Source organism: Paenarthrobacter sp. GQ52 (genome assembly GCF_059759005.1).
This window is the reverse complement of the sequence record NZ_JCAXEJ010000003.1, coordinates 112,186-136,554: the sequence shown is the minus strand read 5'-3', so window position 1 is coordinate 136,554 and position 24,369 is coordinate 112,186. Positions and strand designations below refer to the sequence as shown.

Annotated in this window: 23 protein-coding genes and 1 tRNA gene; 16 read left to right on the top strand and 8 right to left on the bottom strand. The window is 61.7% G+C overall.

Going from position 1 to position 24,369, the window contains the following annotated elements; translation table 11 throughout:
- Both AC6CH8_RS06145 and AC6CH8_RS06140 read right to left on the bottom strand, forming a co-directional pair.
- Positions 1-993: a helix-turn-helix transcriptional regulator gene (locus tag AC6CH8_RS06145; protein ID WP_498189400.1), complete on the bottom strand. Its 993-nt coding sequence runs from the start codon at positions 991-993 to the stop codon at positions 1-3.
- 160 nt (positions 994-1,153) lie between these two features.
- Positions 1,154-1,324 (bottom strand): hypothetical protein, encoded by a 171-nt coding sequence (locus AC6CH8_RS06140; protein ID WP_498189398.1) that lies wholly within the window; start codon positions 1,322-1,324, stop codon positions 1,154-1,156.
- An 81-nt stretch (positions 1,325-1,405) separates the two neighbouring features.
- On the opposite strand from AC6CH8_RS06140, the gene AC6CH8_RS06135 reads away from it, so the two are divergent.
- On the top strand, positions 1,406-2,374 hold the full coding sequence (locus AC6CH8_RS06135; RefSeq protein WP_091468447.1) for a GlxA family transcriptional regulator: 969 nt from the start codon (positions 1,406-1,408) through the stop codon (positions 2,372-2,374).
- A gap of 57 nt (positions 2,375-2,431) precedes the next feature.
- On the opposite strand, the gene AC6CH8_RS06130 is transcribed toward AC6CH8_RS06135, so the two are convergent.
- The 6 genes from AC6CH8_RS06130 to AC6CH8_RS06105 form a co-directional block, all read right to left on the bottom strand.
- Positions 2,432-2,734, bottom strand: coding sequence for a protealysin inhibitor emfourin (locus AC6CH8_RS06130; RefSeq protein WP_091468445.1), 303 nt, complete (start codon positions 2,732-2,734; stop codon positions 2,432-2,434).
- An 80-nt stretch (positions 2,735-2,814) separates the two neighbouring features.
- Entirely contained in the window at positions 2,815-3,855 is a 1,041-nt protein-coding gene (locus tag AC6CH8_RS06125; protein ID WP_498189560.1) for a M4 family metallopeptidase, read from the bottom strand.
- A gap of 158 nt (positions 3,856-4,013) precedes the next feature.
- Positions 4,014-4,086 (bottom strand) — tRNA-Arg (locus AC6CH8_RS06120).
- A gap of 130 nt (positions 4,087-4,216) precedes the next feature.
- On the bottom strand, positions 4,217-5,719 hold the full coding sequence (locus tag AC6CH8_RS06115) for an FAD-dependent oxidoreductase (protein ID WP_498189395.1): 1,503 nt from the start codon (positions 5,717-5,719) through the stop codon (positions 4,217-4,219).
- Positions 5,716-6,588 (bottom strand): FAD:protein FMN transferase, encoded by an 873-nt coding sequence (locus AC6CH8_RS06110; protein ID WP_498189393.1) that lies wholly within the window; start codon positions 6,586-6,588, stop codon positions 5,716-5,718. The genes AC6CH8_RS06115 and AC6CH8_RS06110 overlap by 4 nt, the downstream gene beginning before the upstream one ends.
- Positions 6,589-6,593: 5 nt before the next feature.
- Positions 6,594-7,088 carry an FMN-binding protein gene (locus AC6CH8_RS06105; RefSeq protein WP_420178418.1) on the bottom strand — a complete coding sequence of 165 codons (495 nt, stop codon included), beginning with the start codon at positions 7,086-7,088 and terminating at the stop codon, positions 6,594-6,596.
- A gap of 235 nt (positions 7,089-7,323) precedes the next feature.
- Here AC6CH8_RS06105 and argS point away from each other — a divergent pair, with 235 nt between their 5' ends.
- The 15 genes from argS (at position 7,324) to atpB (ending at position 24,352) form a co-directional block, all read left to right on the top strand.
- Entirely contained in the window at positions 7,324-8,973 is a 1,650-nt protein-coding gene (gene argS / locus AC6CH8_RS06100) for an arginine--tRNA ligase (protein WP_420178417.1), read from the top strand.
- A gap of 4 nt (positions 8,974-8,977) precedes the next feature.
- Entirely contained in the window at positions 8,978-10,450 is a 1,473-nt protein-coding gene (lysA, locus tag AC6CH8_RS06095) for a diaminopimelate decarboxylase (protein WP_498189390.1), read from the top strand.
- On the top strand, positions 10,443-11,759 hold the full coding sequence (locus AC6CH8_RS06090) for a homoserine dehydrogenase (protein WP_498189388.1): 1,317 nt from the start codon (positions 10,443-10,445) through the stop codon (positions 11,757-11,759). The genes lysA and AC6CH8_RS06090 overlap by 8 nt, the downstream gene beginning before the upstream one ends.
- A complete protein-coding gene (gene thrC / locus AC6CH8_RS06085) occupies positions 11,760-12,863 on the top strand; it encodes a threonine synthase (RefSeq protein ID WP_091468420.1) in 1,104 nt (367 codons plus the stop codon).
- Between the two features lie 2 nt (positions 12,864-12,865).
- A complete protein-coding gene (thrB, locus tag AC6CH8_RS06080; protein ID WP_420178415.1) occupies positions 12,866-13,840 on the top strand; it encodes a homoserine kinase in 975 nt (324 codons plus the stop codon).
- A gap of 304 nt (positions 13,841-14,144) precedes the next feature.
- Complete coding sequence (gene rho, locus AC6CH8_RS06075) at positions 14,145-16,358, top strand: transcription termination factor Rho (RefSeq protein ID WP_498189385.1); 2,214 nt, start codon at positions 14,145-14,147, stop codon at positions 16,356-16,358.
- A 243-nt stretch (positions 16,359-16,601) separates the two neighbouring features.
- Positions 16,602-17,675, top strand: a complete 1,074-nt coding sequence (gene prfA / locus AC6CH8_RS06070; RefSeq protein WP_014922181.1) for a peptide chain release factor 1 — start codon at positions 16,602-16,604, stop codon at positions 17,673-17,675.
- A 34-nt stretch (positions 17,676-17,709) separates the two neighbouring features.
- Positions 17,710-18,582 carry a peptide chain release factor N(5)-glutamine methyltransferase gene (prmC, locus tag AC6CH8_RS06065; RefSeq protein WP_498189383.1) on the top strand — a complete coding sequence of 291 codons (873 nt, stop codon included), beginning with the start codon at positions 17,710-17,712 and terminating at the stop codon, positions 18,580-18,582.
- Positions 18,583-18,594: 12 nt separating this feature from the next.
- Positions 18,595-19,401, top strand: a complete 807-nt coding sequence (locus AC6CH8_RS06060) for an L-threonylcarbamoyladenylate synthase (protein ID WP_498189381.1) — start codon at positions 18,595-18,597, stop codon at positions 19,399-19,401.
- Entirely contained in the window at positions 19,398-20,183 is a 786-nt protein-coding gene (locus tag AC6CH8_RS06055) for a WecB/TagA/CpsF family glycosyltransferase (protein ID WP_498189379.1), read from the top strand. The genes AC6CH8_RS06060 and AC6CH8_RS06055 overlap by 4 nt, the downstream gene beginning before the upstream one ends.
- Positions 20,184-21,140 carry a glycosyltransferase gene (locus tag AC6CH8_RS06050; protein ID WP_364308749.1) on the top strand — a complete coding sequence of 319 codons (957 nt, stop codon included), beginning with the start codon at positions 20,184-20,186 and terminating at the stop codon, positions 21,138-21,140. It abuts the gene before it with no gap.
- Between the two features lie 281 nt (positions 21,141-21,421).
- Entirely contained in the window at positions 21,422-22,534 is a 1,113-nt protein-coding gene (locus AC6CH8_RS06045) for an MraY family glycosyltransferase (protein WP_091468403.1), read from the top strand.
- Between the two features lie 119 nt (positions 22,535-22,653).
- Positions 22,654-23,145, top strand: a complete 492-nt coding sequence (locus tag AC6CH8_RS06040) for a Cg1360 family ATP-synthase-associated protein (protein WP_498189376.1) — start codon at positions 22,654-22,656, stop codon at positions 23,143-23,145.
- A complete protein-coding gene (locus tag AC6CH8_RS06035) occupies positions 23,132-23,470 on the top strand; it encodes a hypothetical protein (protein ID WP_498189374.1) in 339 nt (112 codons plus the stop codon). The genes AC6CH8_RS06040 and AC6CH8_RS06035 overlap by 14 nt, the downstream gene beginning before the upstream one ends.
- 81 nt (positions 23,471-23,551) lie before the next feature.
- Positions 23,552-24,352 carry a F0F1 ATP synthase subunit A gene (gene atpB / locus AC6CH8_RS06030; protein ID WP_017199729.1) on the top strand — a complete coding sequence of 267 codons (801 nt, stop codon included), beginning with the start codon at positions 23,552-23,554 and terminating at the stop codon, positions 24,350-24,352.
- The last annotated feature ends 17 nt before the right edge of the window (positions 24,353-24,369 follow it).

The following is a 24,369-nucleotide window of genomic DNA, read 5'->3' as shown; positions in this document are numbered from 1 at the left end:
CTACTGTGAGTGGGGTTCCACGTCCGCTGTGTCCGTCACAGTCCCGGCCGCAGCACTTAGCCGGCTGGATAGTTCCATGGCGTAAGCCTTGAATTCAGCAGGCTCGAGGATCTCGAAGTCCAGGTCCATCGCAGCCAAATACGCCGCCGGGGCGGCAAGGTTGTCCCATCCGGAGCGCAGGATGGTGGCATTCAGGCCGTCGGCAGTCAGTGTCGCATATTGGGAACTAATGGTGGCGGCTACCTCGGCCAGTGGAGCGCGGAGCCGCACCACGATGTCGAACCTGTACGGCGAACGGGTGATGGACTGCTGCACGTAAGCGGCGAGGTCTTCCGCAGGCAGGGGCCTTGGCGTGTACCTCTTCCGTTCCGACGGCAGGGAAGCAAGACGGTCAGCCCTGAAGGTTCGCCAATCTTCCCGTTCAACGTTCCACGCCACCAGATACCAGCGGCGTCCGGTGTCCACTAATCTGTAGGGCTCCACCAGCCGGCGTGCTGATTCGCCGTCGGATTTCACGTAGTCGAAGGAGATTTGGCGCCGGTCCGATATGGCGGCGGAGACGACGGTCAGTTGCTGGGGATCAACGGTCCCCGCGTTGCTGGGGAGGGTGGTGACGGCCGCTTTCAGCATGGCGAACTTGGGACGCAGGCGGGACGGCAAGACCTGCTCCAGCTTTGCCAAGGCGCGGACGGATGCTTCACCGATGCCTGCTACGGGGCCTGCGGCTACGGAATTCAAACCTAAGGCGACAGCCAGGGCTTCGTTGTCATCAAGCAGCAGCGGCGGAAGCTGCGCACCGGCACCAAGCTGATAACCACCGGCTATGCCGGGGGAGGCGTGTATGGGATATCCCAGGTTGCGCAGCTTGTCGATGTCCCGGCGCACGGTCCGCTCCGTCACACCCATGCGATGGGCCAAGGCTGGTCCCGTCCACTCCCGGCGCACCTGCAGCAGTGACAACAGCTGGAGGAGCCGCGCAGACGTTTGGATCATGAATGTGAATCTAGCCCATGGGACATCCGCATGGGTCCATTGGCGGACCATGGGCAAAATAGGGACGCCCGCCGTTCGGGGGGAATCCTGCAGAATTCCGTGAACGGGCGGGCGTCATATGGATGTGGCCTGGTGTACCTCGCGGCGGCTTGGCATCCCCCTAGTAGATACGGGGGTTCCAATACGGGCTGCTCGGAGCGTCGAAAGCGCTCCAGGGCTCATTGGAGTTGATGGGCGGGTTGTGCCCGCGTCCATCCTTCAACAGGGCTGAAACGGTGGCAGCGACGGCGGTGATGAGGACGATAAAGAGGATGATTCCAAAGATTTCCATGCCTCAAGCCTGCTCTCACGGCAGCTGAAGAAACAGTGGCAGAAATGCCCCATTTAGATAATTTTCTGCCACACTGGAAATATGTTGAAATCAGTGGCGGTGATCGTGGTTCCCAACTTCTCGGTCTTTGAATTCGGTACAGCCTTTGAGGTCTTCGGCATTGACCGATCGGACCGGGGTGCCGGAGTACCGGCTTTTGACTTCCGCGTGGTTGCCCCGGAACCGGGTGATATCCGCATGAAATCCGGCTTGTCCCTTCATGTAAACCTCGGCCTCGAAGCAGCAGCCGACGCGGATCTCGTCATCATGGCGCCGTTTGGCCGTGACCAGGACGTACCCGAGTCCGTTATGGCTGCCTTGCGCGCAGCGCATGCCAGGGGCGCGTGGGTGATGTCCATTTGCTCCGGTGCCTATGCCCTGGCCCGGGCAGGTTTGCTGGACGGGCGTCGCTGCACCACGCACTGGCACTATTCACAGGACCTGGCCAGCCGGTACCCGAACGCTATCGTGGACGAGAACGTCCTCTACGTTCAGGACGGGACCATCATCACCAGCGCTGGCACCGCCGCCGGAATCGACGCATGCCTCCATCTCGTTCGTGAGGAGCTGGGAGCGAACGTAGCAGCCGCGATCGCGCGCGACATGGTGGTACCGCCGCATCGCGACGGCGGCCAGGCCCAGTTCATCGACAGGCCCATGCCCCGCTGTGGCTCAGCGCCCATGGAGGCGTTGCTGCGCTGGATGGTTGAACACCTCGACGAAGAGCACAGCGTGAACGAGTTGGCTGCACGGCTCCACATGTCTCCCAGGACGTTTGCCCGCCGTTTCCGGGCCGAAACCGGAGCGACGCCCGCAGCCTGGCTGAACTCGCAACGTGTGCTGCGTGCGCAGGAACTGTTGGAAACCACTGAGTTGAACATCGACGAGATCGCCCGTGTTGCAGGGTTCGGGCATTCCGTCCTGCTGCGTCACCACTTCACCAAAGTGTTGGACACAAGTCCGCAAAGCTACAGGCGGGCATTCCGGGGGCAGTTGGCGGAAGCCATCTGAAATCGCGCCCAACCAGAAGCCGACCGAAACCGCGTCGGGCTATGAGTGCGGCTCCTCTTAGCGGCGGTTTCCGAACCCGCCCCGCGACTCTGCACCTTCGGCCTTGGCGCATTCCACCAGTTCCTGCCAGGGGCCTGTTACGGCGCGGTCGGGAAGAGTTGCCCGCCGCTGCCCCGCACGGATGGAGTACATAAACCGGTCCGGCTCATTAGGTGTCCGGGACTGACTCTTGGCTTCGTCCCACGGGCAGGCCTCAACGATCGGCACCCATCGTTCCTTCTCATCGGGGGACACAGCATCTACGCTCCAGACGCGTGTCATCGCGGCGATTCCCCCACTGCGTTGGACGGTGATCTTCATAGCCGGCTGCTTCTCGTTCGACGTTCCGTTGTCAGCCAACCGGCAGGGACCGAACCAAACTGTCCGGTCCCGCCACCTGACTAAACCTTGACCTTCACAGTCTCCCACGCCTTCAGGACGGCGTCATGCTCAGCTGATCCGGTCCCGAAAAGTTCCACAGCAGTTGCAACTGTGGTCTTGGCAAACTTTCCAAACGTGCAGGTTGCCGGCAAGGATCCACTGGTCAAGGTGTCGTACCAAATCTGGCCGGGCGCCTCCCACGCATTGCCTCCGAGTTCCGTGGCAACCACGTAGAAGGCCTTATTGGGGATGCCGGAGTTGATATGCACTCCGCCATTGTCAGCACTCGTCCGTACATACGTATCCATGGAATCCGGTTGCGGGTCTTTACCCAAAACATCGTCGTCATAAGCTGTCCCCGGCGCTTTCATAGAGCGCAGGGCGGCGCCCTGGACCTGATCTGTAAAGAGGCCCTCCCCGATGAGCCAACTGGCATCCCGGGCGGACTCCTGCTTCAGATACTGCTCGACGAGGACCCCGAAAACGTCCGACATGGACTCGTTCAGCGCGCCGGCCTGGTTCCGATAGGCCAAATTGGCTGTGTATTGGGTGACCCCGTGCGCAAGTTCGTGGCCTATGACACTCACGGACTTGGTGAAGCGCTGAAAAATCTGGCCATCGCCGTCACCGAAGACCATTTGGCTCCCGTCCCAAAAGGCGTTGTCGTAGAGCTTCCCGTAATGAACCGTTGCATCCAGGGCGAGCCCTGCACCGTCGATGGAGTCCCTCCCGAAGATCTCCCCGTACAGCCGGTGTGTGCTCCCGAGGCCGTCGTAGGCCTCGTCCGCAGCAACGTCACCGACGGGTGGGGTTCCTTCCTTGCGGACAATGCGGCCGGGCAAGGCCTCGGAGGACTCGGCATCGAAGATTGTCCGCTTGGGCGGACCGGGTTTGGCTTGACGTGCGCTCGGCGGTGCAGCAGGGATGGGGGCTGTCCGGATGGCCTGCAGATCCTTGATATGCAGCAACGACTCTTTCGCGGCCCTGGCAACTGCCCGGAGTCGTGGTTCGTTCCGGGCAGCAATCCTGCGCAGCATATACGGCGGGACGATTGAACACATCACGGCAAAACCCCTTTGGCTATCGGTATGACCAACTGAAATCAGCCTAGGAGCAGGGGCTGACAATATTGCGGTCCAAGCCCGGCAAGCCCCCAACTGATAGTCCATATCCGGCACACAAAAATACCCCGCCAGCAAGGCTGGCGGGGTATTCGTTGTGCCCTCGATAGGATTCGAACCTACGGCCTTCTGCTCCGGAGGCAGACGCTCTATCCCCTGAGCTACGAGGGCATCCAGGGTTCCCTCCGTTGCCGGTGGGACGTCCTAGAGCTTAGCAGTCCCTGCGCCGCAAATGAAAACCCGCCACAGCAGACGAAAGTCACGGCGCCGGACCAGCAAGCCCGGCCCCGAACTCTTCGAATCAGTAACCCGCAAACGAGTCCACGTGGACCCGACGCGCTCCTGCGCCACGTGCTGCAGCTCGAAGGGAATCCACACTCGCCGGGGAGCCCGAGACAAAGACTTCCCGATCCCCAATGTCCGGAACCAGCTCTTTAAGGCGCGCTGCATCGATTCTGGAGGTACCGGCGTCGACCATGTACTCCGGGGGAGTGGAACCGTCCGCAAGGCGGGCGACGACCTTGGCCCCGGAGGCTTCCAGCTGTTCCACACAGGCCAGCTCCTCGCGACCTTTCGCGAGGTACACCACCACCATGTCGCGTGCGGCGTCGTCGGCGGCCAGTTGTGACAGGAAAGGCGTGATGCCGATTCCTGCGGCGATCAGCAGGACCGGCTTCCCGGCGTCGTGCGGTAAAACAAAGTCTCCACCCACCGCTGTTGCGGAAACGCTGTCCCCGGGTCGAAGCGCAAGCAGTGCCTTCTTCGCTGCCGACAGCGGCTCGGCCGTACCCACGCCGAAGGTAACCTCAGCCGCGCCAGGTGGGCTGGTAATGCTGAAGACGCGGCGACGGCCCTTGCCGTCGGACCCGGAATGCGGCAGGTTGAGCTCCATGAACTGTCCGGGCTCAAAACGCACAGGCCGCTGCGGTTCGAACCTGAATTCAGTACTGGCGGGGGTGAGGGGGCGCGAGCCCTTAAACGTCAGATGGACGCCGCCGCGCTGTCCAAGGAAGAACGCAATGAGGTTGCCCAGCAGCAGTGCGAGCTCCGGGGAGTTGGCAATGAAGCCGAAGTTATAGGGGACCGCGAAAACGACACCCACGACGGCGGCAAGCGCCAACTGCTGCCAGCGGCGGGGAGGCAGGGTGAGAGGTTCCGAAAGCATGAAGCCGACGAAAAACAGCAACGGCCGTTGGGCCAAGGCCTGCCATAAAGCCTGTCCCAGCGTCATATCGCGGCTCAGCAGCTCCACGGTGATGATGCTTGTGGCAGCCACCAGGAAAACGGTGCCCATCAGCATTTTCCGTGTGCGATACAGGACAATCACCACTCCGGGAACCAGGAGCCAGAGCATCGCCGGGGTGGCGGCCCACCACGTGGCGATATTGAGCCCCGTCAGGCCCGTAATGAACGCACCTGCGGCGGCCGGGTTGAATATATGACGCCCGCGGAAGGCCAGAGCGTACTTGGACACGCTGGCAAGCACGCAAGCCAAAGCAACGCCCGCCATATCCATCGCTCCAAAGGCGGGCCAGAAGAGGAAATACAGCAGCAGTCCGGTGATCAGTGACGACTCCGTATGCTGCTTGACACCAAAGAGCAAAGCCAGGAGTCGGCCGGAGGCATAGGTTGCGCCCAGGCAGAGCACCAAATGGACCAACATCTCAGGTAGGCCAAAGGTCAGCCATCCCAGGAGGTTGAGGACCATGCTGTAGGCCGCCAGTACACCCAGCACCCAGAGAATCAAGCGGTACATGGTGAAGCGGCCCAACCAGGTGTCCACGCGGGACTTAGCGGCAATCATGTGAACAGTCTCCCCTCAAAACCCTTCGAAAAGGCGGCAGCACCGCTCGACGACACCGTAAGCCATGAGAATTCGAATTCCTTCTCCAGCGGAGCAGGTTCCTGCATGAACAATGCCGTGGCCAGGCCGTCCGCCATCAGGGCGCTCGCAGCCATGGTCCAGGTTGCCACTGTGGTGTGTATTGGCTTGCCCGTGGTTCCATCCAGGACATGGTGCAGGCCGTCACCCCACGTGCGACGATTCGAGGCCGAGGCACACAGCGCGAAGTTATCCAGCTCCACCGTGCCTACGGCCTGCCGCGGGTTATAAGGGTGCTCCAACGCAACGGTGACCGGGCGGTTTCCGGAGTGCAGCATGTCGCCGCTGCCGTCCACCAGGAAGTCGGTGCAGCCCGCTTCCCGCAGGACTTCACCCAAGAGGTCCACGAGCTGGCCCTTGCCGGCAGCTCCAATGTCCAAAACCACCGGCTCCTTCACTGTTATCTCGGTTCCTGCCCAATCAAGGACGTCTTCCCAACGGGGCGGAGGGAGGGGAGTGCCCGACGATGTGAGGGCATAAGTGGCGTCATAACCCAGCCGCTCCAGGCTGCTGCCGATGAGTGGGGTCATGGCACCACCGGTGAGGCGATACAGCGCGGAATAGACCTCTTGCAGGACGACGGCGTGCCCCGGCAAGGTGATCTTGCCTGCACTACGGGAAAGGCCGGACACCAGAGAATCCGTCCTGAACCGTGACCACGTCTTGTCGTATGCCGCTACTGTTTCAAGCAGTTCGCTTCGGACGGCGGGTACTAAGCTGTCCGGCGTCGAAATCTCCCACTGCGTACCGATCCCTTCGAAGCGGAAGGTGCTCCAGCCAGGGTGGGGCATGGCTGCTACTTGGCCTGGGACTTGATCTGCTCCACGGCTTCGTTGAAGCCACCGGACGTCAGTGAAGAGCCAGCCACCTTGGAGACGTTGAGCTCATCGATATCCTTGCCCACGATCTGGGCGGCGATGCCACTGGCAAACTCACCCTGGAACTTTTTGGTGTTGGGATTGGAGGGGTGGACCGTGATGTTGACAGCAGAAACCTTGTCGGCTGCAAGCGTCAGCTCGACGCCCACCGTCTCCTGTCCATTGGGCGAAGTGTACGTGCCGTCGGAGCTGTAGGTCCCGTCCTTGTAGGTGGAAGCGCCGGTGGAAGCGACAGCTGTTGACGATGACGTGCCCGCTGATGAAGGACTGCTGGAAGCTGCCTGGCCCCCCTCCTGGGTAGCGGGGGCTTGGGTTGAGGGGGCTTCGGTTGTGGGGGCGCAGGCCGCGGCTGTTCCAATGATGGAGAGGCCGGCGAAACCAACGTAGAGGCTCTTGCGGAGTGGCGTAGTCATGGTTCTGCTCGTTTCAACTGGACAAGAATTCGTCAATGGTCATTTACGTCAAGGGATACTGCGCGTACCGGGATGACCAACGAGGCCACCTCCTACGTGTTCACAACGTTGAATTCAGCGTAATGGTTCAGTCTGTGGCGTCGGGCAGCCGCTCCTGTGAGTGGGCTGTGAGCGGATTATCCACATACGAGACCCTCAATTCCGCGACTTTGCGGGCCCCCGGTAGGCTAGGAGAGTGACTCCCGAAGAACTCTCAGCTGCCATATCCGCCTGCCTTAAGGACGCCGTTTCCACCGGCGAAATCGCCCTGACGGAATCTGCCGTGCCCGACGCCGTACGAGTGGAGCGACCCAAGAACCGGGATCATGGAGACTGGGCCACCAACATTGCCCTGCAACTCTCCAAGCAGGCAGGCATGAATCCCCGCGAATTTGCTGGAATCCTCAGCAACCATCTGCAGGGCATTCCCGGCGTTACCGGAGTGGAAATCGCCGGTCCGGGCTTCCTGAACATCACCGTCGATGCTGCCACAGCCGGCGCCCTCGCCAAAGCCATTGTTGAGGCCGGAACCAGCTATGGCACCAACCAGGCGCTCGCAGGGCGAGTGGTTAATATGGAGTTTGTTTCCGCGAATCCAACCGGTCCGTTGCACATCGGGCACACACGCTGGGCTGCTCTGGGCGATGCCATTGCCCGTGTTCTGCGTGCCTCGGGCGCCAACGTCACCGCCGAGTACTACATCAACGACGCCGGCTCGCAGATGAACGTCTTCGCCAACTCGGTCCTCTCCCGCCTTCACGGACGTGGCGTGCCTGAGGGAGGCTACCCGGGTGAGTACATCCGCGAGCTTGGCGACGAAGTATTGAAGGCCCATCCGGATATCCGCGAGTTGACGGACGAGGCAGCCCTGCCCGTTATCCGCGCCGCTGCTTACCAGGCACAGATGGCAGACATCGAGACCACGTTGGCGGAGTTTGGCGTCGAGTTTGACGTCTTCTTCTCGGAAAAGGAACTGCACGACGCCGGTGCGATCGAATCCGCCGTCGCCCGCCTTCGCGAGCAAGGCCACGTTTTCGACGATGGCGGTGCCGTCTGGTTGCGCACCACAGACTTCGGTGACGACAAAGACCGTGTGATGATCCGCGCCAATGGCGAACCTACCTACTTCGCTGCGGACGCCGCGTACTACCTTTCTAAGAAGGACCGCGGCTTCACGGAGAAGATCTACCTGCTCGGCGCGGACCACCACGGATACATCAACCGTTTGAAGGCCATCGCCGCATGCGCGGGAGATGATCCCGAGGTCAACATCGAGGTCCTCATCGGCCAGCTTGTGTCCGTCAATGGCGCCAAGCTTTCCAAGCGTGCCGGTAACATCATCGAGCTCAAGGACCTTATTTCTTGGCTCGGCAAGGATGCCGTCAGGTATTCCCTGGCCCGCTTCCCGGCTGACTCGCCACTGACGCTGGATCCGGAACTGCTGAAGAAACACAGCAACGAGAACCCGGTGTTCTACGTGCAGTATGCGCACGCCCGCTCCCGCGGCACAGCACGCAATGCTGCGGAGGCCGGCGTGGAGCGTTCCGTCTTTGACGCATCGCTCCTGGACCACGCCACTGAAAACGAGTTGCTCTCCTACCTGGGCAGCTACCCGTCTATTGTGGCGAAGGCTGCCGAACTGCGTGAGCCGCACCGCGTGGCCCGCCACCTCGAAGTCATAGCCGGTGCCTACCACCGCTGGTACGATGCTTGCCGCGTCTCGCCCCAAGGCGATGAACCCGTACAGGACGTTAACCGCACGCGCCTGTGGCTGAATGACGCCACCAGCCAGGTGCTGGCCAACGGACTCGAACTGCTGGGCGTTTCTGCGCCGGAACGGATGTAGGGAAATGACCATCAACGCTACACACGCTTCTCCGCTCGCACCCGAATGGTTGGCTGTTCCCGAGGACCTCAACGCCTTGCAGGCACCCATGTGGGCTGCCGGGGTTGAGAAGAACGACGCCGGTGAGGTCACCATTGACGGCATGTCCGTCAGTAAGCTCAAGGAACAGTACGGAACTCCGCTGTTCGTGATGAGTGAATCGGACTTCCGGTCCCGTGCACGGGCGTTCAAAGACGCGTTTGATTCCGCCTTCGCCGATATTTGCGGGGGAGTGGACGTCTACTACGCCGGGAAGTCGTTCCTGTGCACTGCAGTAGCCAGTTGGGTTTCCGAGGAAGGCCTTCGCTTGGACACCTGTTCGGGCGGCGAGCTGGCTGTTGCCGCCCGTGCGGGAATCGAAGGGCCCAATCTTGGCCTGCACGGCAACAACAAGTCCGACGCCGAGATCAAGCGCGCGTTGGATATGAAGGTCGGCCGAATCGTGGTGGACAGCCTCGATGAACTGGAGCGGGTGGCCAAGATTGCCTCCAGCCGTGGCGAAACTGCCAAGGTCATGCTCCGGCTGACCCCCGGCGTACACGCCCACACCCATGAGTTCATTGCCACGGCACACGAGGACCAGAAGTTTGGCCTCTCCATGGCCGGAGACACCACCGATGAAGCAGGCCTGTCAGCAGCCGAGGAAGCGGTGGCTGCAGCAACCTCCTACGCCAGCATCGAGCTCTTGGGCCTGCACTGCCATATCGGCTCACAGATCTTTGAGCCCGACGGCTTTGCCCTTGCAGCGGAGAAGCTGCTGGGCTTCCTGGCTTCCATGCAGGCCAAGTACTCCATCGTCATGCCCGAACTGGACCTGGGCGGCGGCTACGGAATCGCCTACACCCCGGTGGATACACCCCGGCCGCCAGCCGAAATTGCGCAGGCGATGGCCGCCGTCGTGCGTTCCAAGTGCGCGGAACTGGACATCACTCCACCGCGTATCTCGATTGAACCCGGACGCGCCATCGTGGGCAGCACTACGTTCACGCTCTACGAAGTCGGCACGCTCAAAACCGTTCGTGTTGACGCTACTGAGGGGGAAGACGGGGACAACAACGTTACGTATCCCCGCCGCTATGTGTCGGTGGACGGCGGGATGAGCGACAACGCGCGCCCGGTGCTTTACGACGCGGATTATTCGGCAATTTTGGCTTCCCGGAACTCTTCGGCGGATCCTCAGCTGTCCCGCGTAGTGGGCAAACATTGCGAGAGCGGCGACATAGTTGTTAGAGATGTATATCTGCCCGCGGACGTGGCAGCCGGTGATTTGCTCGCAGTACCGGGTACCGGCGCCTACTGCTGGGCCCTCTCCAGCAACTACAACTACCTGGCCAGGCCTGGCGTTGTCGCAGTACGCGACGGAGCCGCCCGGCTGATTGTCCGCGGGGAAACCGAAGAAGATCTCTTGAACCGCGACATGGGAGTGGCGAATGTCTGAAGTGCAAACCTTGAAGGTGGCCCTGCTGGGCTGTGGCAACGTTGGGGCCCAGGTTGCGCGGATTCTGATTGACGACGCCGAGGCCCTCGCAGCCCGCAGCGGAGCCCGCTTGGAACTTGCCGGCATCGCCGTGCGCAATGTCGACTCCCCACGCGACGTCGAACTGCCGCGCGAACTATTCACCACGGATGCCGAAACCTTGGTGAAGGACGCAGACCTCGTCATTGAACTAATGGGCGGCATCGAGCCTGCCCGTTCGCTGATCCTGACGGCCATCCAGAACGGCGCATGTGTTGTCACCGGCAACAAGGCACTGCTCGCACAGGACGGCCCCACACTCTACGCAGAGGCAGACAAGGCCGGCGTCCAGCTGTCCTACGAGGCCGCCGTTGCCGGTGCGATCCCCATCCTGCGCCCTATCCGCGACAGCCTGTCCGGCGACCGCATCACCCGCGTCCTGGGCATCGTTAACGGCACCACCAACTTCATCCTTGACCAGATGGACACCACCGGTGCGCAGTTCTCCGACGCCTTGGCCGAAGCCCAGCGCCTTGGCTACGCGGAAGCCGACCCCACAGCCGATGTCGAAGGTCACGACGCTGCAGCGAAGGCTGCGATCCTTGCATCGTTGTCCTTCCACACGCGCTTCTCCCTGGACGATGTCTATTGCGAAGGCATCACCAAGGTCAGCGCTGCGGACATTGCCTCCGCCAAGGAAGCCGGCTTTGTCATCAAGTTGCTCGCAATCGCCGAGAAGATCGACTCATCGGACAACGGCAGCGGCATTTCTGTGCGCGTCCACCCCACGCTCCTGCCGCGCGAACACCCGTTGGCTGCTGTCCGTGGTGCCTTCAACGCCGTCTTCATCGAAGCGGAGAACGCCGGCGAACTAATGTTCTATGGCCAAGGTGCAGGTGGAACGCCCACCGCATCCGCTGTGCTGGGTGACCTCGTGTCTGCCGCGCGGCGTTTGGTCCTGGGCGGCCCGGGCCGGACGGAGACCACCACTGGCCACGTCCCGGCGCTGGCCATCGATGCGTCCACCACGAGCTATTACATCGGCCTGGACGTCGCTGACCAAGCCGGCGTTCTGGCCCGGATCGCGCACATCTTTGCGGAGAACGGCGTTTCCATCGAAATAATGCGCCAAACGATCCACCGCGACTCTGCCTCGAACGTTGAGTCGGCCGAGCTGAAAATCGTGACGCACCGTGCATCCGAAGCTGCACTCGCGGCAACCGTCGAGGCCGTGAAGGGCCTGGACGTCATCAATTCTGTAACATCCGTACTCCGGGTAGAAGGGGTCTAAGTGGCTCACCAATGGCGCGGAGTAATCCGCGAATACGCTGATCGTTTGCCTGTAACGGAAGCCACCAAGGTCATCACCCTCGGCGAGGGCGGCACGCCTCTGGTCCACGCGCAGAAGCTTTCAGAGCTGACCGGCTCCGAGGTTTACCTTAAGGTCGAAGGCATGAACCCCACGGGTTCGTTCAAGGACCGTGGCATGACAATGGCCATGACGGCTGCTGTGGAGGCCGGTGCGAAGGCCGTGGTTTGCGCCTCCACCGGCAACACCTCCGCCTCTGCTGCTGCGTACGCGACGGCCGCAGGCCTCAAGTGCGCGGTGCTGGTACCTGAAGGCAAGATCTCCATGGGCAAGCTGAGCCAGGCCATCGCCCACGGTGCCACCCTGCTCCAGGTTGACGGTAACTTCGACAACTGCCTGGACATTGCTCGGAAGCTCGGCGAAGCCTACCCGGTGTTCCTGGTGAACTCAGTCAACCCGGCGCGCATCCAGGGCCAGAAGACCGGCGCCTTCGAAGTTGTGGACACGCTGGGCGACGCCCCCGACATCCACGTATTGCCAGTGGGCAACGCAGGCAACATCAGCGCCTACTGGAAGGGCTACAAGGAGTATTCCGCGCCGTTCGAGACGGCTAACGGAACACTTCCGGCTGTTTCCACCAAGACGCCCGTCATGTGGGGCTTCCAAGCTGCAGGTGCCGCACCGTTCGTTGCAGGGCATCCCATCACCGAGCCCGACACGATCGCCACTGCCATCCGCATCGGCAATCCGGCCTCGTGGGAGACCGCCGTTGCGGCCCGTGACGAATCGGGTGGATTGATTGAGGCTGTCACCGATGACGAGATCCTGGCCGCCCACCGCTGGCTTTCCGCAAAGGAAGGCGTGTTCGTAGAGCCCGGTTCCGCTGCCGGTGTCGCGGGCTTGATCAAGAAGCACGCTGCAGGCGAGGTTCCGTCCGGCAAAACCATCGTCATTACGGTCACCGGGCACGGGCTCAAGGACCCGCAGTGGGCCCTCCGCACTGAGGACGGCAGCGATGTCCAGCCCGTCAAGGTGCCGAACGATGTCGTCACCGTTGCCGCAGAACTGGGACTGGAAGAAAACTAAGAGTGGAATCAACGCAGCCCACCGCGACCGATCGCGCACTTGTCGCGGCAGGTCAGCGGCTGACCGTCAAGGTCCCCGGTACGAGTGCCAACCTGGGACCCGGTTACGACAGCCTCGGCTTGGCCTTGTCGATTTACGACACCTTGACGGTGGAAACCCTCAGTACCGGAGAGCTCGAGTTCGAGCTCTCCGGTGAGGGCGCTGACTCCCTCCCACGTGACGCCAGCCATCTGGTTGTTCGTGCCATTGACCTTGCGCTGAATCGGCTTGGATTCCGGCACTCAGGCCTGAAGATCATTGCGGACAATGTCAATCCTCATGGCCGGGGGCTAGGGTCTTCAGCCTCGGCTGTGGTTGCTGCCGTATCTGCCGCCAACGCATTGGTCCCTGCCGAATTCCGGCAGGACCGCGATTGGATCCTGCAGTTGACCAGCGAGATGGAAGGCCACCCGGACAACGTCGCACCCGCCATTTTCGGCGGACTGGCGCTGTCGTGGCAGGACAGCGAGCAGTACAGCACCACACGCGCTGACGTCGCACGGTCGGTGGTCCCCGTGGTGGCAGTCCCGGACTACGAACTATCCACGGAGACTGCACGCGGATTGCTTCCGGCATCCGTTGGACACCACGCGGCAGCAATGAATTCCGGACGTGCAGCCTTGTTGATTCACGCACTCACCGCGGATCCCACGTTGCTGTTGCCCGGCACGGAAGACTATCTCCACCAGAGCTATCGCGCTCAGGCAATGCGCCCCAGTGCCGACCTCATCGCTGCTCTTCGGTCGGCCGGCCATGCAGCGGTTGTCTCCGGTGCAGGCCCCACCGTGATGGTGCTGGCCAATGGCGCTGAGGAAGCAGTAAGTGTCGCCGGATTCATCGGCACATTCACGGCGGACAACACACCCGACGTCGGTTGGCGCGTGATGACGCTGGCTGTGGACGATCAAGGTGCTAGAGTGGAAGTGCACCGCCGGTAAAGCCGCGGGCAGTTCCCTGATTTTGGATCTCGGTGTTTTGCCGTACCTTTCGTCAACTGTGCCAACGTTGGTGGTGTCGTCTCTTTCCGGCCTGTCTCAGGTGCCGCAGAAATCTCTCTGTTTCCTGAATCTACGCCGGCTGTCCGGGCAACTGGATCCAGTGATGACGATCAGTATCCGGCCCTGTTGGCCACAATCCATCAGGCACGGCCCAAATCACCGGCTGCAGATCTGAACTGCAGCCCAGAACAAATCATCGCGTCCAGCTCTCGCTCTGGACGCCGTCGAGGGGGAAGGATCCTTCGTGACAGAAACCACTGAGCTGGCTTCAGCTGTGGACACAACATCTTCTGCTGCTGAGTCGTCAACTGCAGCAACCACCAAGAGCAGCGGCCTCGCAGGCCTTAAGCTCGCCCAGCTCCAGGCTCTCGCGAGCCAGCTGGGCATTTCCGGGGGATCCCGTATGCGCAAGGGGGATTTGGTCACGGCCATCTCCGCCCACCGTGCCGGCACCTCAACTACCAAGGCGCCCGCCAAGGCCAGCACGGCGAAAGCAACTGCGGCCAAGGAAGCCCGGGCTGCAGAGCCGAAGGCCGCTGCTGAAAGCAGCGCACCTGCTGATGCAGCTGTCGAGGCCCCGGCCCAGGAAGCACCCCGCGGCCGTGGTCGTGGTCGCAGCCGTCGGGCTACAAGTGACGGAGTAGTAGCAGCCGCGGAAGCCGCTGCTGCGCCTGCCGAGACCGCAGCCGCACCGGCTGTTGAAGCTCCGGCAGCCGTCGAGACCGGCGAGGCCGCAACTGAGCGTCGCCAGCCGCGAACGCGTAACCGCCGCCGTGGCGAAGCTGCCGCGGCACCTGCCGAAGCAGCAGAAGCGCCAGCAGCCGAGCAGCGTACGGAACAGCGTGAGCAGCGTGCCGACCGTACGGAACAGCGTGAGCAGCGTGCCGACCGTACCGAACAGCGTGCCGACCGTACGGAACAGCGTGAGCAGCGTGCCGACCGTACCGAACAGCGTGAGCAGCGTGCTGACCGCACGGAACAGCGTGAGCAGCGTGCTGACCGCACGGAACAGCGTGAGCAGCGCGAACAGTCTGACTCGGGCGACCAGCAGCGCGAACGTCGCGACAACACCCGCGGACGCCGTGAAGACAACAACGACGGCGACGACACCGGCAACCGCCGCAACCGCCGCAACCGTCGTGACCGCAACGAACAGAACGACCGGAGCGACCGCCGTGGCGGTCAGGACAGCCGTGATGGAAACACCCGCAGCGACCGCTTCCGCGACCGCAACGAGCGCCGCCGTGGCCGCGCGCAGGGACCGGACGTTGACGACGTCGAGGTCACGGAGGACGACGTCCTTCTTCCTGTAGCCGGCATCCTGGACGTTTTGGAGAACTACGCGTTCATTCGGACCTCCGGATACCTCCCCGGTGCAAACGACGTCTACGTTTCCCTGGCACAGGTCAAGAAGTACAACCTTCGCAAGGGCGACGCCGTCGTCGGCGCCATCCGGGCACCACGGGACGGTGAAGACCGCAGCCAGCAGTCTGCCCGCCAGAAGTTCAACGCGCTCGTCCGCGTCACCTCGGTCAACGGCAAGACGCCGGAAGAACTCAAGGATCGCGTCGAGTTCGCCAAGCTCGTACCGCTGTACCCGTCCGAGCGCCTGCGCCTCGAGACGGATCCCAAGAAGATCGGTCCGCGTGTCATCGACCTCGTGGCCCCGATCGGCAAGGGCCAGCGTGGCCTGATCGTCTCCCCGCCGAAGGCCGGCAAGACGCTCATCCTGCAGTCCATCGCGAACGCGATCACCACCAACAACCCTGAGGTTCACCTCATGATGGTGCTGGTGGACGAACGTCCCGAAGAAGTCACGGACATGCAGCGCACCGTCAAGGGTGAGGTCATCGCCTCCACCTTCGACCGTCCCGCAGACGACCACACCACCGTTGCCGAGCTCTCCATTGAACGCGCCAAGCGCCTCGTGGAAATGGGCATGGATGTGGTGGTCCTCCTGGACTCAATGACCCGTCTGGGCCGCGCCTACAACCTGGCAGCACCGGCCTCAGGCCGCATCCTGTCCGGTGGCGTGGACTCCGCAGCTCTGTACCCGCCCAAGCGCTTCTTCGGTGCAGCCCGTAACATCGAAAACGGTGGCTCGCTCACCATCCTTGCAACCGCGCTCGTCGAGACCGGCTCCAAGATGGACGAAGTCATCTTCGAAGAGTTCAAGGGCACCGGCAACATGGAGCTCCGCCTGTCCCGCCAGTTGGCAGACAAGCGCATCTTCCCGGCAGTGGACGTCAACGCGTCCGGTACGCGCCGCGAAGAGAACCTGCTCTCGCCTGAAGAAGTCAAGATCATGTGGAAGCTGCGCCGCGTCCTTTCCGGCCTGGAGCAGCAGCAGAGCCTTGAGCTGCTGACCAACAAGATCCGGGAGACGCAGAGCAACGTCGAGTTCCTCATGCAGGTTCAGAAGACGACGCTCGGAGCGAAGTCGGACAACGACAAATAGCTGTAATCGGGGCGGGGTGTCGGGTGTTTGTGCGGTTGGTGCCGCGCGGATTTCCCGCCCCCGCCCCTTCGCGTGGCGGCTCTGTCCTAACGGACCTGAGCCGCCACGCTTCGGCAGGCCCGATGCCACTCCCGGGGCGGGAAATCCGCGCGGCCGGCGCCCGGCTCACCTAACGCCGGGCCTGACGGGGAACGGATTTCTGCACCCGACTAACATAGGGTGCGACACGAAAGAGGTTTGAAAATGTTTGAGTCCGTACAGGGATTGCTGGATGAGCATGCTGCTATTCAGGCGCAGTTGAGTGATCCTGCCGTTTATGCCGATCAGTCTGCTGCCCGGAAGTTGGGGCGTCGGTCTGCTCAGCTCCAGGGCATTGTGGAGGCGTACAACAAATGGCGCGGGCTCAATGATGATCTGGAAGCTGCCAAAGAGATGGCAGACGAAGATCCCGAATTCGCTGCAGAAGTTGTGCAGTTGGAGGAGCAGATTCCTGCGGCACAGGAGCGGCTGCGCCGTCTGCTGATCCCTCGTGATCCGGACGACGCCCGCAACGTGATTCTCGAAGTCAAGGGCGGCGAAGGTGGCGACGAAGCTGCACTGTTCGCTGGCGACCTTCTGCGGATGTACATGCGATACGCCGAGTCGCGGGGCTGGAAGACTGAAATGATCTCCGCCACCGAATCCGATCTTGGTGGATACAAAGACGTCGCCGTGGCCATTAAGGGCAATTCGAACGACCCCGCACAGGGCGTTTTTGCCCGCTTGAAATTTGAAGGCGGCGTGCACCGCGTCCAGCGGGTTCCTGTGACTGAGTCGCAGGGCCGCATCCACACGTCGGCTGCCGGCGTGCTGGTGCTCCCCGAAGTTGATGAGCCCGAAGAACTTGAGATTAACCAGAACGACCTCAAGATCGATGTTTACCGTTCATCCGGACCGGGTGGCCAGTCCGTGAACACCACCGACTCCGCCGTCCGCATTACCCACTTGCCTACGGGCATTGTTGTGGCAATGCAAAACGAAAAATCGCAGCTGCAGAACCGTGAAGCCGGTATGCGCGTTCTCCGCGCGCGCCTTCTGGCCCACCAGCAGGAACAAATCGACGCTGCCAACTCTGAACAGCGCAAGTCCCAGATCCGCACCATGGACCGTTCGGAGCGCATCCGCACATACAACTTCCCGGAGAACCGTATTGCGGACCACCGCACCGGCTACAAGGCCTACAACCTCGATGCCGTCATGAACGGCGATCTTGAACCCGTGATCCAGTCAGCCATTGAAGCTGACGAACAGGCACGCCTGGACGCCATCGGCGAATAGCGCTGCCGGACAACAACCACAGCAGAGTTCATCCATGACGTTTTACCAAGGCCAGAGCCTCGCGGACGCTGTTCGCGAGGCTACTGCCGTCTTATCCGACGCCGGTGTGCCCAGCCCGCGTGTCGACGCCGAGTTGCTTGCCGAACACTTGCTCGGTGTCGGCCTTGGCCGCCTACGCGCCATGATGCTCGGCGACACACCAGCTCCCGACGGCTACCGGGAACTGGTGGAGGAGCGCGCCGGACGGGTCCCACTGCAGCACATCACCGGCGTCGCGTATTTCCGTCACTTGGCGTTGCGCGTCGGTCCCGGCGTCTTCATTCCGCGTCCTGAAACGGAATCGGTAGTGCAGTTGGTCATTGACCACCTGGCTGGAATGCCGAAACCCAAGGTGGTGGACCTCGGCACAGGATCCGGTGCAATTGCCGGTTCCATCGCCCATGAGGTTCCGGGCGCTGAGGTTCATGCCGTGGAATACAGTACGTTCGCGCATGCCTGGGCGGCCAGGAACCTGGAACCCTTGGGGGTCATGCTCATTGAAGGCGATCTGCGGGATGCGCTCCCTGAGCACAACGGAACTTTCGACGTCGTCGTATCCAACCCTCCGTACATCCCGGCCGAAGCGATCCCCACGGAGCCGGAAGTCGCCCTCCACGATCCGCCGGAGGCACTGTACGGTGGGGGATCGGACGGCATGGAACTTCCGACGGCGGCAGCGGCCTCAGCGGCCCGCCTCCTTAAACCCGGTGGTTACTTCGTGATGGAACATGCGGAAGTCCAAGCGGCCTGGATCGCCGGCATGCTGCAACGAACGGGGCGTTGGAAAGACGTCACCATGCACTGTGACCTGAACGGCAAGGAACGTGCCACCAGTGCCGTCCTGGCAAGCCCGTCTCCCGATGAGTGAAAGAATAGCGCTGTGACCACAACCTATAACTGCACTTCCGATGACCAGCGGACTGAAGGCCTTCAGCATGCCCAGCGCGCCATCAGTGAAAAGAAGTGCATCGTGATGCCAACGGACACCGTCTACGGCATTGCCGCTGATGCCTTTTCGCCGTTGGCCGTGACCATGTTGCTGGCCTCCAAGGGGCGTAGCCGGCAGATGCCCCCTCCGGTCCTGATACCCCGGGTCAATGCCCTGGACGGGCTGGCCACCGATGTCCCTGCCGATGCCAGGGCGCTGGCGCAGGCCTTCTGGCCTGGTGGCCTGACACTGATCCTGCATGCACAGCCGTCCTTGGACTGGGACCTCGGCGAAACCAAGGGCACCGTCGCCCTCAGGATGCCCGATGACCAGATCGCCCTGGAACTCCTGGGGCTCACAGGTCCGTTGGCCGTTTCCTCCGCCAACAGGACTGGCCAGGAAGCCGCACAGACGGCCTCGGAAGCACGACTCCAACTGGCAGAGTCCGTAGAGGTCTACCTCGAGGGCGGTTTCCGTCCCGTCAAGGGGACTGCTGCCCTGCCCTCCACGATTGTGGATGCCACTTCCACGCCGTTCCGGGTAGTGCGCCAAGGAGCCATCGAGCTGGAGCGACTCCGCGAGATCGTTCCCTCGATTCTGGGCATCGGTGAAACCATTCCTGCGGAGGTGCCTACTGTGGAAGACGCGACCCCAGCAGCGGATGACGCGCCGATCGAAGTAACGGAAACGGCCGCCGTCGTGGATTCAACCCAAGAATCAGTGAAACCAGGGGCCCCGAGCGAAGCCAAACCCGAATGATTCCGGAGCGCCAACGCGTCCCCGTCTTCGACGTCGACGCCACTCCCATGCGCGTCGACGAGCTAATTGAAGCGATGGCCGGACTCATCGCAGCCGGAACAACCGCCACCGCACTTGGACATAATCTTCACAGCATCACGCTGCTTCATTCGCGCCCGGATGTCCGTTCCTTATACGAGGACAGCTCGATCGTCCTACTGGATGGTGCTCCCGTTGCGATGCTTTGGGGACTCGCCCACAAACGCCAACTCCAGGCGCTGGGTGAGGGACCCATGGCCTACCGGCTCGGTTCCATGGATTGGATCCCGGAGCTCGGAAAGGTCAACGGTGTGGAACGTGTAGCCGTGGTTGGCGCCGGACGGGCGGCCAATACGAAGGCGGTCGCCCGGCTGCGCTCCATCATCCCCGGTGCAACGGTGGATGGAATGCCCGGTGAGGGATGGGACAGCACCCTGGAGGACGCGGTGGTGAACTGGCTGACGGATTTCCGTCCGCAACTGGTCCTGTTCGGACTTGGGATGCCGCTGCAGGAAACAGTCCTGCACCGCCGGCTCGCAGAGTTGCCGCCTGCCCTCTATTGCGCCGTCGGCGGTGCCATTGAACAGGTCGCTGGCATCCAAAAACTAGCGCCACGTTGGCTCGGCCGCTTGGGGCTCGAATGGGCCTGGCGGTTGGTCCTTCACCCCGGCCGTGTGGCCTACAGAGTTTTCGTTGAACCTTGGAAGCTGGCAGGCCTGCTGATTCGGCGCCGTTTCCAACCATCCAAGACCAAAGGCAAGTAAATGACGTCCCACCCTGTCGTGGTCGCTGTTGTGGTGACCTATAACCGGCGTGAACTCCTCCAGACGACCTTGGAAGGCATTGTTGCAGGTACCCGGGTACCGGACGCCGTGGTCATCGTGGACAATGCCTCCACGGATGGGACCGCAGAGTTCCTCCAGCAGTATCAAAGCCCGGTGACCATTGATGTGGTCTCGTTGAACACGAATGTGGGCGGTGCCGGTGGGTTCGTTGTCGGTATGGAACGGGCCGTGCTGGACCACGGTGCCGACCACGTATGGATCATGGACGACGACACGGAACCGCAGGCGAATGCCCTTCGCGAAGCATTGGACGTCTCGGAATCCTACCAACAGGAAACGGGCGAGGCCCCGGCCTTCATCGCAAGCCGTGTTGTGTGGACTGATGGCCGTGACCACCCAATGAACCGTATGCGTCCGCGGATGGGAGCGAGCGAGGACCAACGCAGCGTTGCTGCCCGTCTGGGCGCCACCCAGATCCGGAGTGCTTCCTTCGTGTCGGTGCTGATACGCGCTGGAGAGATCAAGCAGCATGGCCTGCCAATTGCGGACTATTTCATCTGGAACGATGACCTTGAGTACACCGCGAGGATTTCCCGCCGCGGTACCGCTTTGACTACCAACGCATCGGTGGCCAACCACCACACGAAAGTATTTGGTGATGCGGGAGCGGATCCCGGCCCGCGCTTCTATTATGAAGTGCGGAACAAGCTCTGGGTTTATACCCGATCGAACGCCTTGGCGCCGTGGGAAAAGGTCCTGTTTACCGGCGCTTCGGTGCGCAATTGGACCCGTACCATCGCCGCCTCTCCGAACCGCAAAGTGCTTTTGGCCGGGCTCTTGAAAGGCCTGCGCCACAGCCTGAAAGCTCCGCGGTCCAACGCCCAGGTGCTCGATGGGATCTACGCGTTGCGTAACGTCCAGGGGCCCGTCAGGTAGAAGCTACGCCGCTTGAGTTCCCAGCTGAACACGCTGGGGCTTGGTGGCTGCATCACAGGGTGGTCACGGCCATTGGCATTAGTATCGTGACTAGAGTCCACAGTAATCCCGCAACATTCGGCACAGCCGGTGCAGGCATGGCGACGGAGTAGTTCCATTTATCCAAAGACAGAATTCCACACCTTGAGCTGCCCACAACCAGACGGCAATCAAACCCGCCGGCTGCATTCGATGATTCATTCTTCCGGTGTGGTGTGCAGGCTGCTGTCCGGGGCCGCGTCATGATCATGTACATGCTGATGGCCCTTACAGCGGCCGTTGTGTCGTACGCGGGGACGTGGGGTGCACGCGTCGTGGGAAACAAGCTGCGCTTATACCAACCCATCCGAAGCCGCGACATGCATTCAGCCCTGATCTCCAAACTCGGGGGACTGGGCATCTTTGTGGGCTTCTTCGCTGCGTTGGTGGTCGCGAGCAATTCCTTCTTCGTCAAGGACATCTTCAGGCACAACGATGCCCCTTGGGGCATCCTCGCTGGTGCCGTTGTGATTGTCGCGGTGGGGGTCGCGGACGACATCCTGGACATCCGTTGGTGGATCAAGCTCCTGGGCCAGGCCGCAGCCGCCTTCATCGTGGCTATCTGGGGTGTGCGGATGTCTGTGGTGCCCTTTATTCCCGAACCGATCTTCCTTGAGTCCGAAGTCGTGCAGATTGTGCTCACCGCAGGGCTCATTGTCACCACCATGAATGCCGTCAACTTCATTGACGGACTGGACGGTTTGGCAGCAGGAGTCGCCATCATTGGTGGGGGAGCGTTCTTCCTCACCGCCTATTGGGTTCACAGGAACAACCCATCCACTGACAACTCAGACCTCGCAACACTCCTGATGGCCATCCTCGTGGGCAGCTGCATCGGGTTCCTGCCGCACAACTGGTTTCCGGCAAAGATCTTCATGGGCGATTCGGGAGCCATGCTTATTGGTTTGCTGATGGCTTCCGCCGGCGTCGTGGCCACGGGGCAGATCGGCTCCGGTCTCTACGACCGCGCCAACGGTATCCCCACCATCGTTCCCATCCTGCTGCCCTTCGCGGTGTTGTCCCTTCCCCTTCTTGATTTGGGGATGGCCGTTGTCCGCAGGACAGCCAGGGGCCAATCGCCGTGGTCGGCTGACCGCGGGCACCTCCACCACAAGCTGGTGGACCTTGGATACTCGCACCGCAGCGCCGTCGTCATGCTCTATGTGTGGACGTGCATTCTTGCCTTCGGTGGCGTCGCCTTTGCCGTGTTCCCCTGGCAAATCGTGCTCATCGTCATCATTGTGGCAGCGCTCGTCATGGCCGCTGTGACGGCATGGCCCTACTTCACCCGGAACTCGCCGCGGCCGGGGGAGTAGTTGTGACGGCTGGTTATGGTCACAGTTCTATCTCATGTAGAATTCTTTCTGCGGACAGTCACTCGCCCGTAACCCCACTTTGAGAATATGGCACCTGTGCCACGAGGATTGGTATCCCCATGACATCCAACGCCGAAACCGGACGCCCGTCCGGTAAACGTGGTGTTGGAGTTTCCGGTGCGACCACCAATCTCTGGCTCCGGCTGCTTTATTTCAGCGTCGTTGCTGCACTGGCAGCCACCGCCGTCACGTGCGTCATTGCGGCCCTCGTTGCCGGCGGGCAGAGCGCACTCTCGGCTGCTCTCGGCGCCCTGCTGGTCATGCTCTTCTTTGGCATCAGTCTCCTGATTGGCCACTTCGTTGGCCGGAACAATCCTTCCGGCGCAATCGGACTCTTTGTTGCGACTTACTTCATCAAAGTCATCGGATTCGCCGTAGTGCTGTTTGTGCTTGGTAAGCCGGACTGGCTCGAAGGCCGGTGGTTCCTCATTGGGGCGGTTGTTTCAGTCGTCTTCTGGCAGGCCGCAGAGATCTACGCTTTCAGCAAGGCCCGCCTCCAGATCTACAACGATCCCGCAGAACCGAAGGGTGGCCCGGATGTCTCCGCGTAAGCGTTATTCACGCCCGGCTGCCACTGCTCAGCAACCGGCCAACCACAATGAATCCGCCGAAGCAGGAAACGACGGCGGATACAACGCCGGCATCGCTGTCTTCAGCTACATCATTGGCGGGATCATTGTCTGGAGTTTGATAGGCTGGGGTCTGGATAATCTGTGGGGGACCCGCTGGATTGTGCTCCTTGGCGCTCTGCTGGGAGCCGCAGGAGGGTTCTATCTTTCCCATATGCACGGCCTCACCAGGCAAAGCTCCAAACCTTCTGGCGAGAGCAACGCAGACAGCGGTCCGTCCACGGACGGGGACAGTAATGCCAAATAATTTCACATGGATTGTGAATGCGTCCAACGCGTTCGGATTCCAACCAATGCCCAATGATGGACACAGCAGAGAGGAAACGCGTTGATCGCGCTTGCGCTCCCCGCCCAGGATTCGGGGTCATTCACCCCACCCGGAATCGACGAAATGCACCTGCCGGCAATCCTGCCTTGGGGTGCACACGACGGATTCTCCAAGCAGATGCTGCTGGTGATCCTTTCGGTCGTCATTATCGCTACATTCTTCATCCTCGCTGCACGTAAGCAGCAGCTGGTTCCCGGCAAGCTGCAGTTCGCAGGCGAGATGGCCTACGGCTTCGTCCGCAACAGCATCGCCAAGGACATCATCGGCGGCAAGGACTTCATCAAGTACGTCCCGCTGTTGTTCAGCCTGTTCTTCTTTATTTTGGTGAACAACATTTACGGCGCCATCCCGGTGATCCAGCTCCCGAGCTTCTCACACGTTGGCGGCGCCTACGTGCTGGCCGGCATCGTGTACTTCACGTGGATCATCATCGGTATCAAGAAGAACGGCCTGAAGTACTTCAAGCTCGCCACCGTTCCGTCCGGTGTTCCTTGGTACATCCTCCCGATCGTCGTACCGATCGAGATCATCTCCAACTTCCTGGTCCGCCCTGTCACGCACAGCCTCCGTCTGTTCGCAACAATGCTGGCCGGTCACCTGATCGTCATGCTTGCCGGTTCCGGTATCGAGTATCTCGTCATGCAGGAGAACGTCCTCTTGAAGGGCACCTCGGTCCTGGTCCTGGTTGGGGCAATCGCCATGTACATGCTCGAAGCATTGATCATGGCCCTGCAGGCTTACGTGTTCACTCTGTTGACCGCGATTTACATCGAAGGCGCACTGCACGCCGACAGCCACTAGGCTCCCAAACTTCCCCT

Excerpts from the sequence above, each read along its gene's own strand:
- AC6CH8_RS06145 (WP_498189400.1), bottom strand. The coding sequence starts at position 993 with ATGATCCAAACGTCTGCGCGGCTCCTCCAGCTGTTGTCACTGCTGCAG.
- AC6CH8_RS06140 (WP_498189398.1), bottom strand. The coding sequence starts at position 1,324 with ATGGAAATCTTTGGAATCATCCTCTTTATCGTCCTCATCACCGCCGTC.
- AC6CH8_RS06135 (WP_091468447.1), top strand. The coding sequence starts at position 1,406 with ATGTTGAAATCAGTGGCGGTGATCGTGGTTCCCAACTTCTCGGTCTTT.
- AC6CH8_RS06130 (WP_091468445.1), bottom strand. The coding sequence starts at position 2,734 with ATGAAGATCACCGTCCAACGCAGTGGGGGAATCGCCGCGATGACACGC.
- AC6CH8_RS06125 (WP_498189560.1), bottom strand. The coding sequence starts at position 3,855 with ATGTGTTCAATCGTCCCGCCGTATATGCTGCGCAGGATTGCTGCCCGG.
- AC6CH8_RS06115 (WP_498189395.1), bottom strand. The coding sequence starts at position 5,719 with ATGATTGCCGCTAAGTCCCGCGTGGACACCTGGTTGGGCCGCTTCACC.
- AC6CH8_RS06110 (WP_498189393.1), bottom strand. The coding sequence starts at position 6,588 with ATGCCCCACCCTGGCTGGAGCACCTTCCGCTTCGAAGGGATCGGTACG.
- AC6CH8_RS06105 (WP_420178418.1), bottom strand. The coding sequence starts at position 7,088 with ATGACTACGCCACTCCGCAAGAGCCTCTACGTTGGTTTCGCCGGCCTC.
- lysA (WP_498189390.1), top strand. The coding sequence starts at position 8,978 with ATGACCATCAACGCTACACACGCTTCTCCGCTCGCACCCGAATGGTTG.
- AC6CH8_RS06090 (WP_498189388.1), top strand. The coding sequence starts at position 10,443 with ATGTCTGAAGTGCAAACCTTGAAGGTGGCCCTGCTGGGCTGTGGCAAC.
- prfA (WP_014922181.1), top strand. The coding sequence starts at position 16,602 with ATGTTTGAGTCCGTACAGGGATTGCTGGATGAGCATGCTGCTATTCAG.
- prmC (WP_498189383.1), top strand. The coding sequence starts at position 17,710 with ATGACGTTTTACCAAGGCCAGAGCCTCGCGGACGCTGTTCGCGAGGCT.
- AC6CH8_RS06055 (WP_498189379.1), top strand. The coding sequence starts at position 19,398 with ATGATTCCGGAGCGCCAACGCGTCCCCGTCTTCGACGTCGACGCCACT.
- AC6CH8_RS06050 (WP_364308749.1), top strand. The coding sequence starts at position 20,184 with ATGACGTCCCACCCTGTCGTGGTCGCTGTTGTGGTGACCTATAACCGG.
- AC6CH8_RS06045 (WP_091468403.1), top strand. The coding sequence starts at position 21,422 with ATGATCATGTACATGCTGATGGCCCTTACAGCGGCCGTTGTGTCGTAC.
- AC6CH8_RS06040 (WP_498189376.1), top strand. The coding sequence starts at position 22,654 with ATGACATCCAACGCCGAAACCGGACGCCCGTCCGGTAAACGTGGTGTT.
- AC6CH8_RS06035 (WP_498189374.1), top strand. The coding sequence starts at position 23,132 with ATGTCTCCGCGTAAGCGTTATTCACGCCCGGCTGCCACTGCTCAGCAA.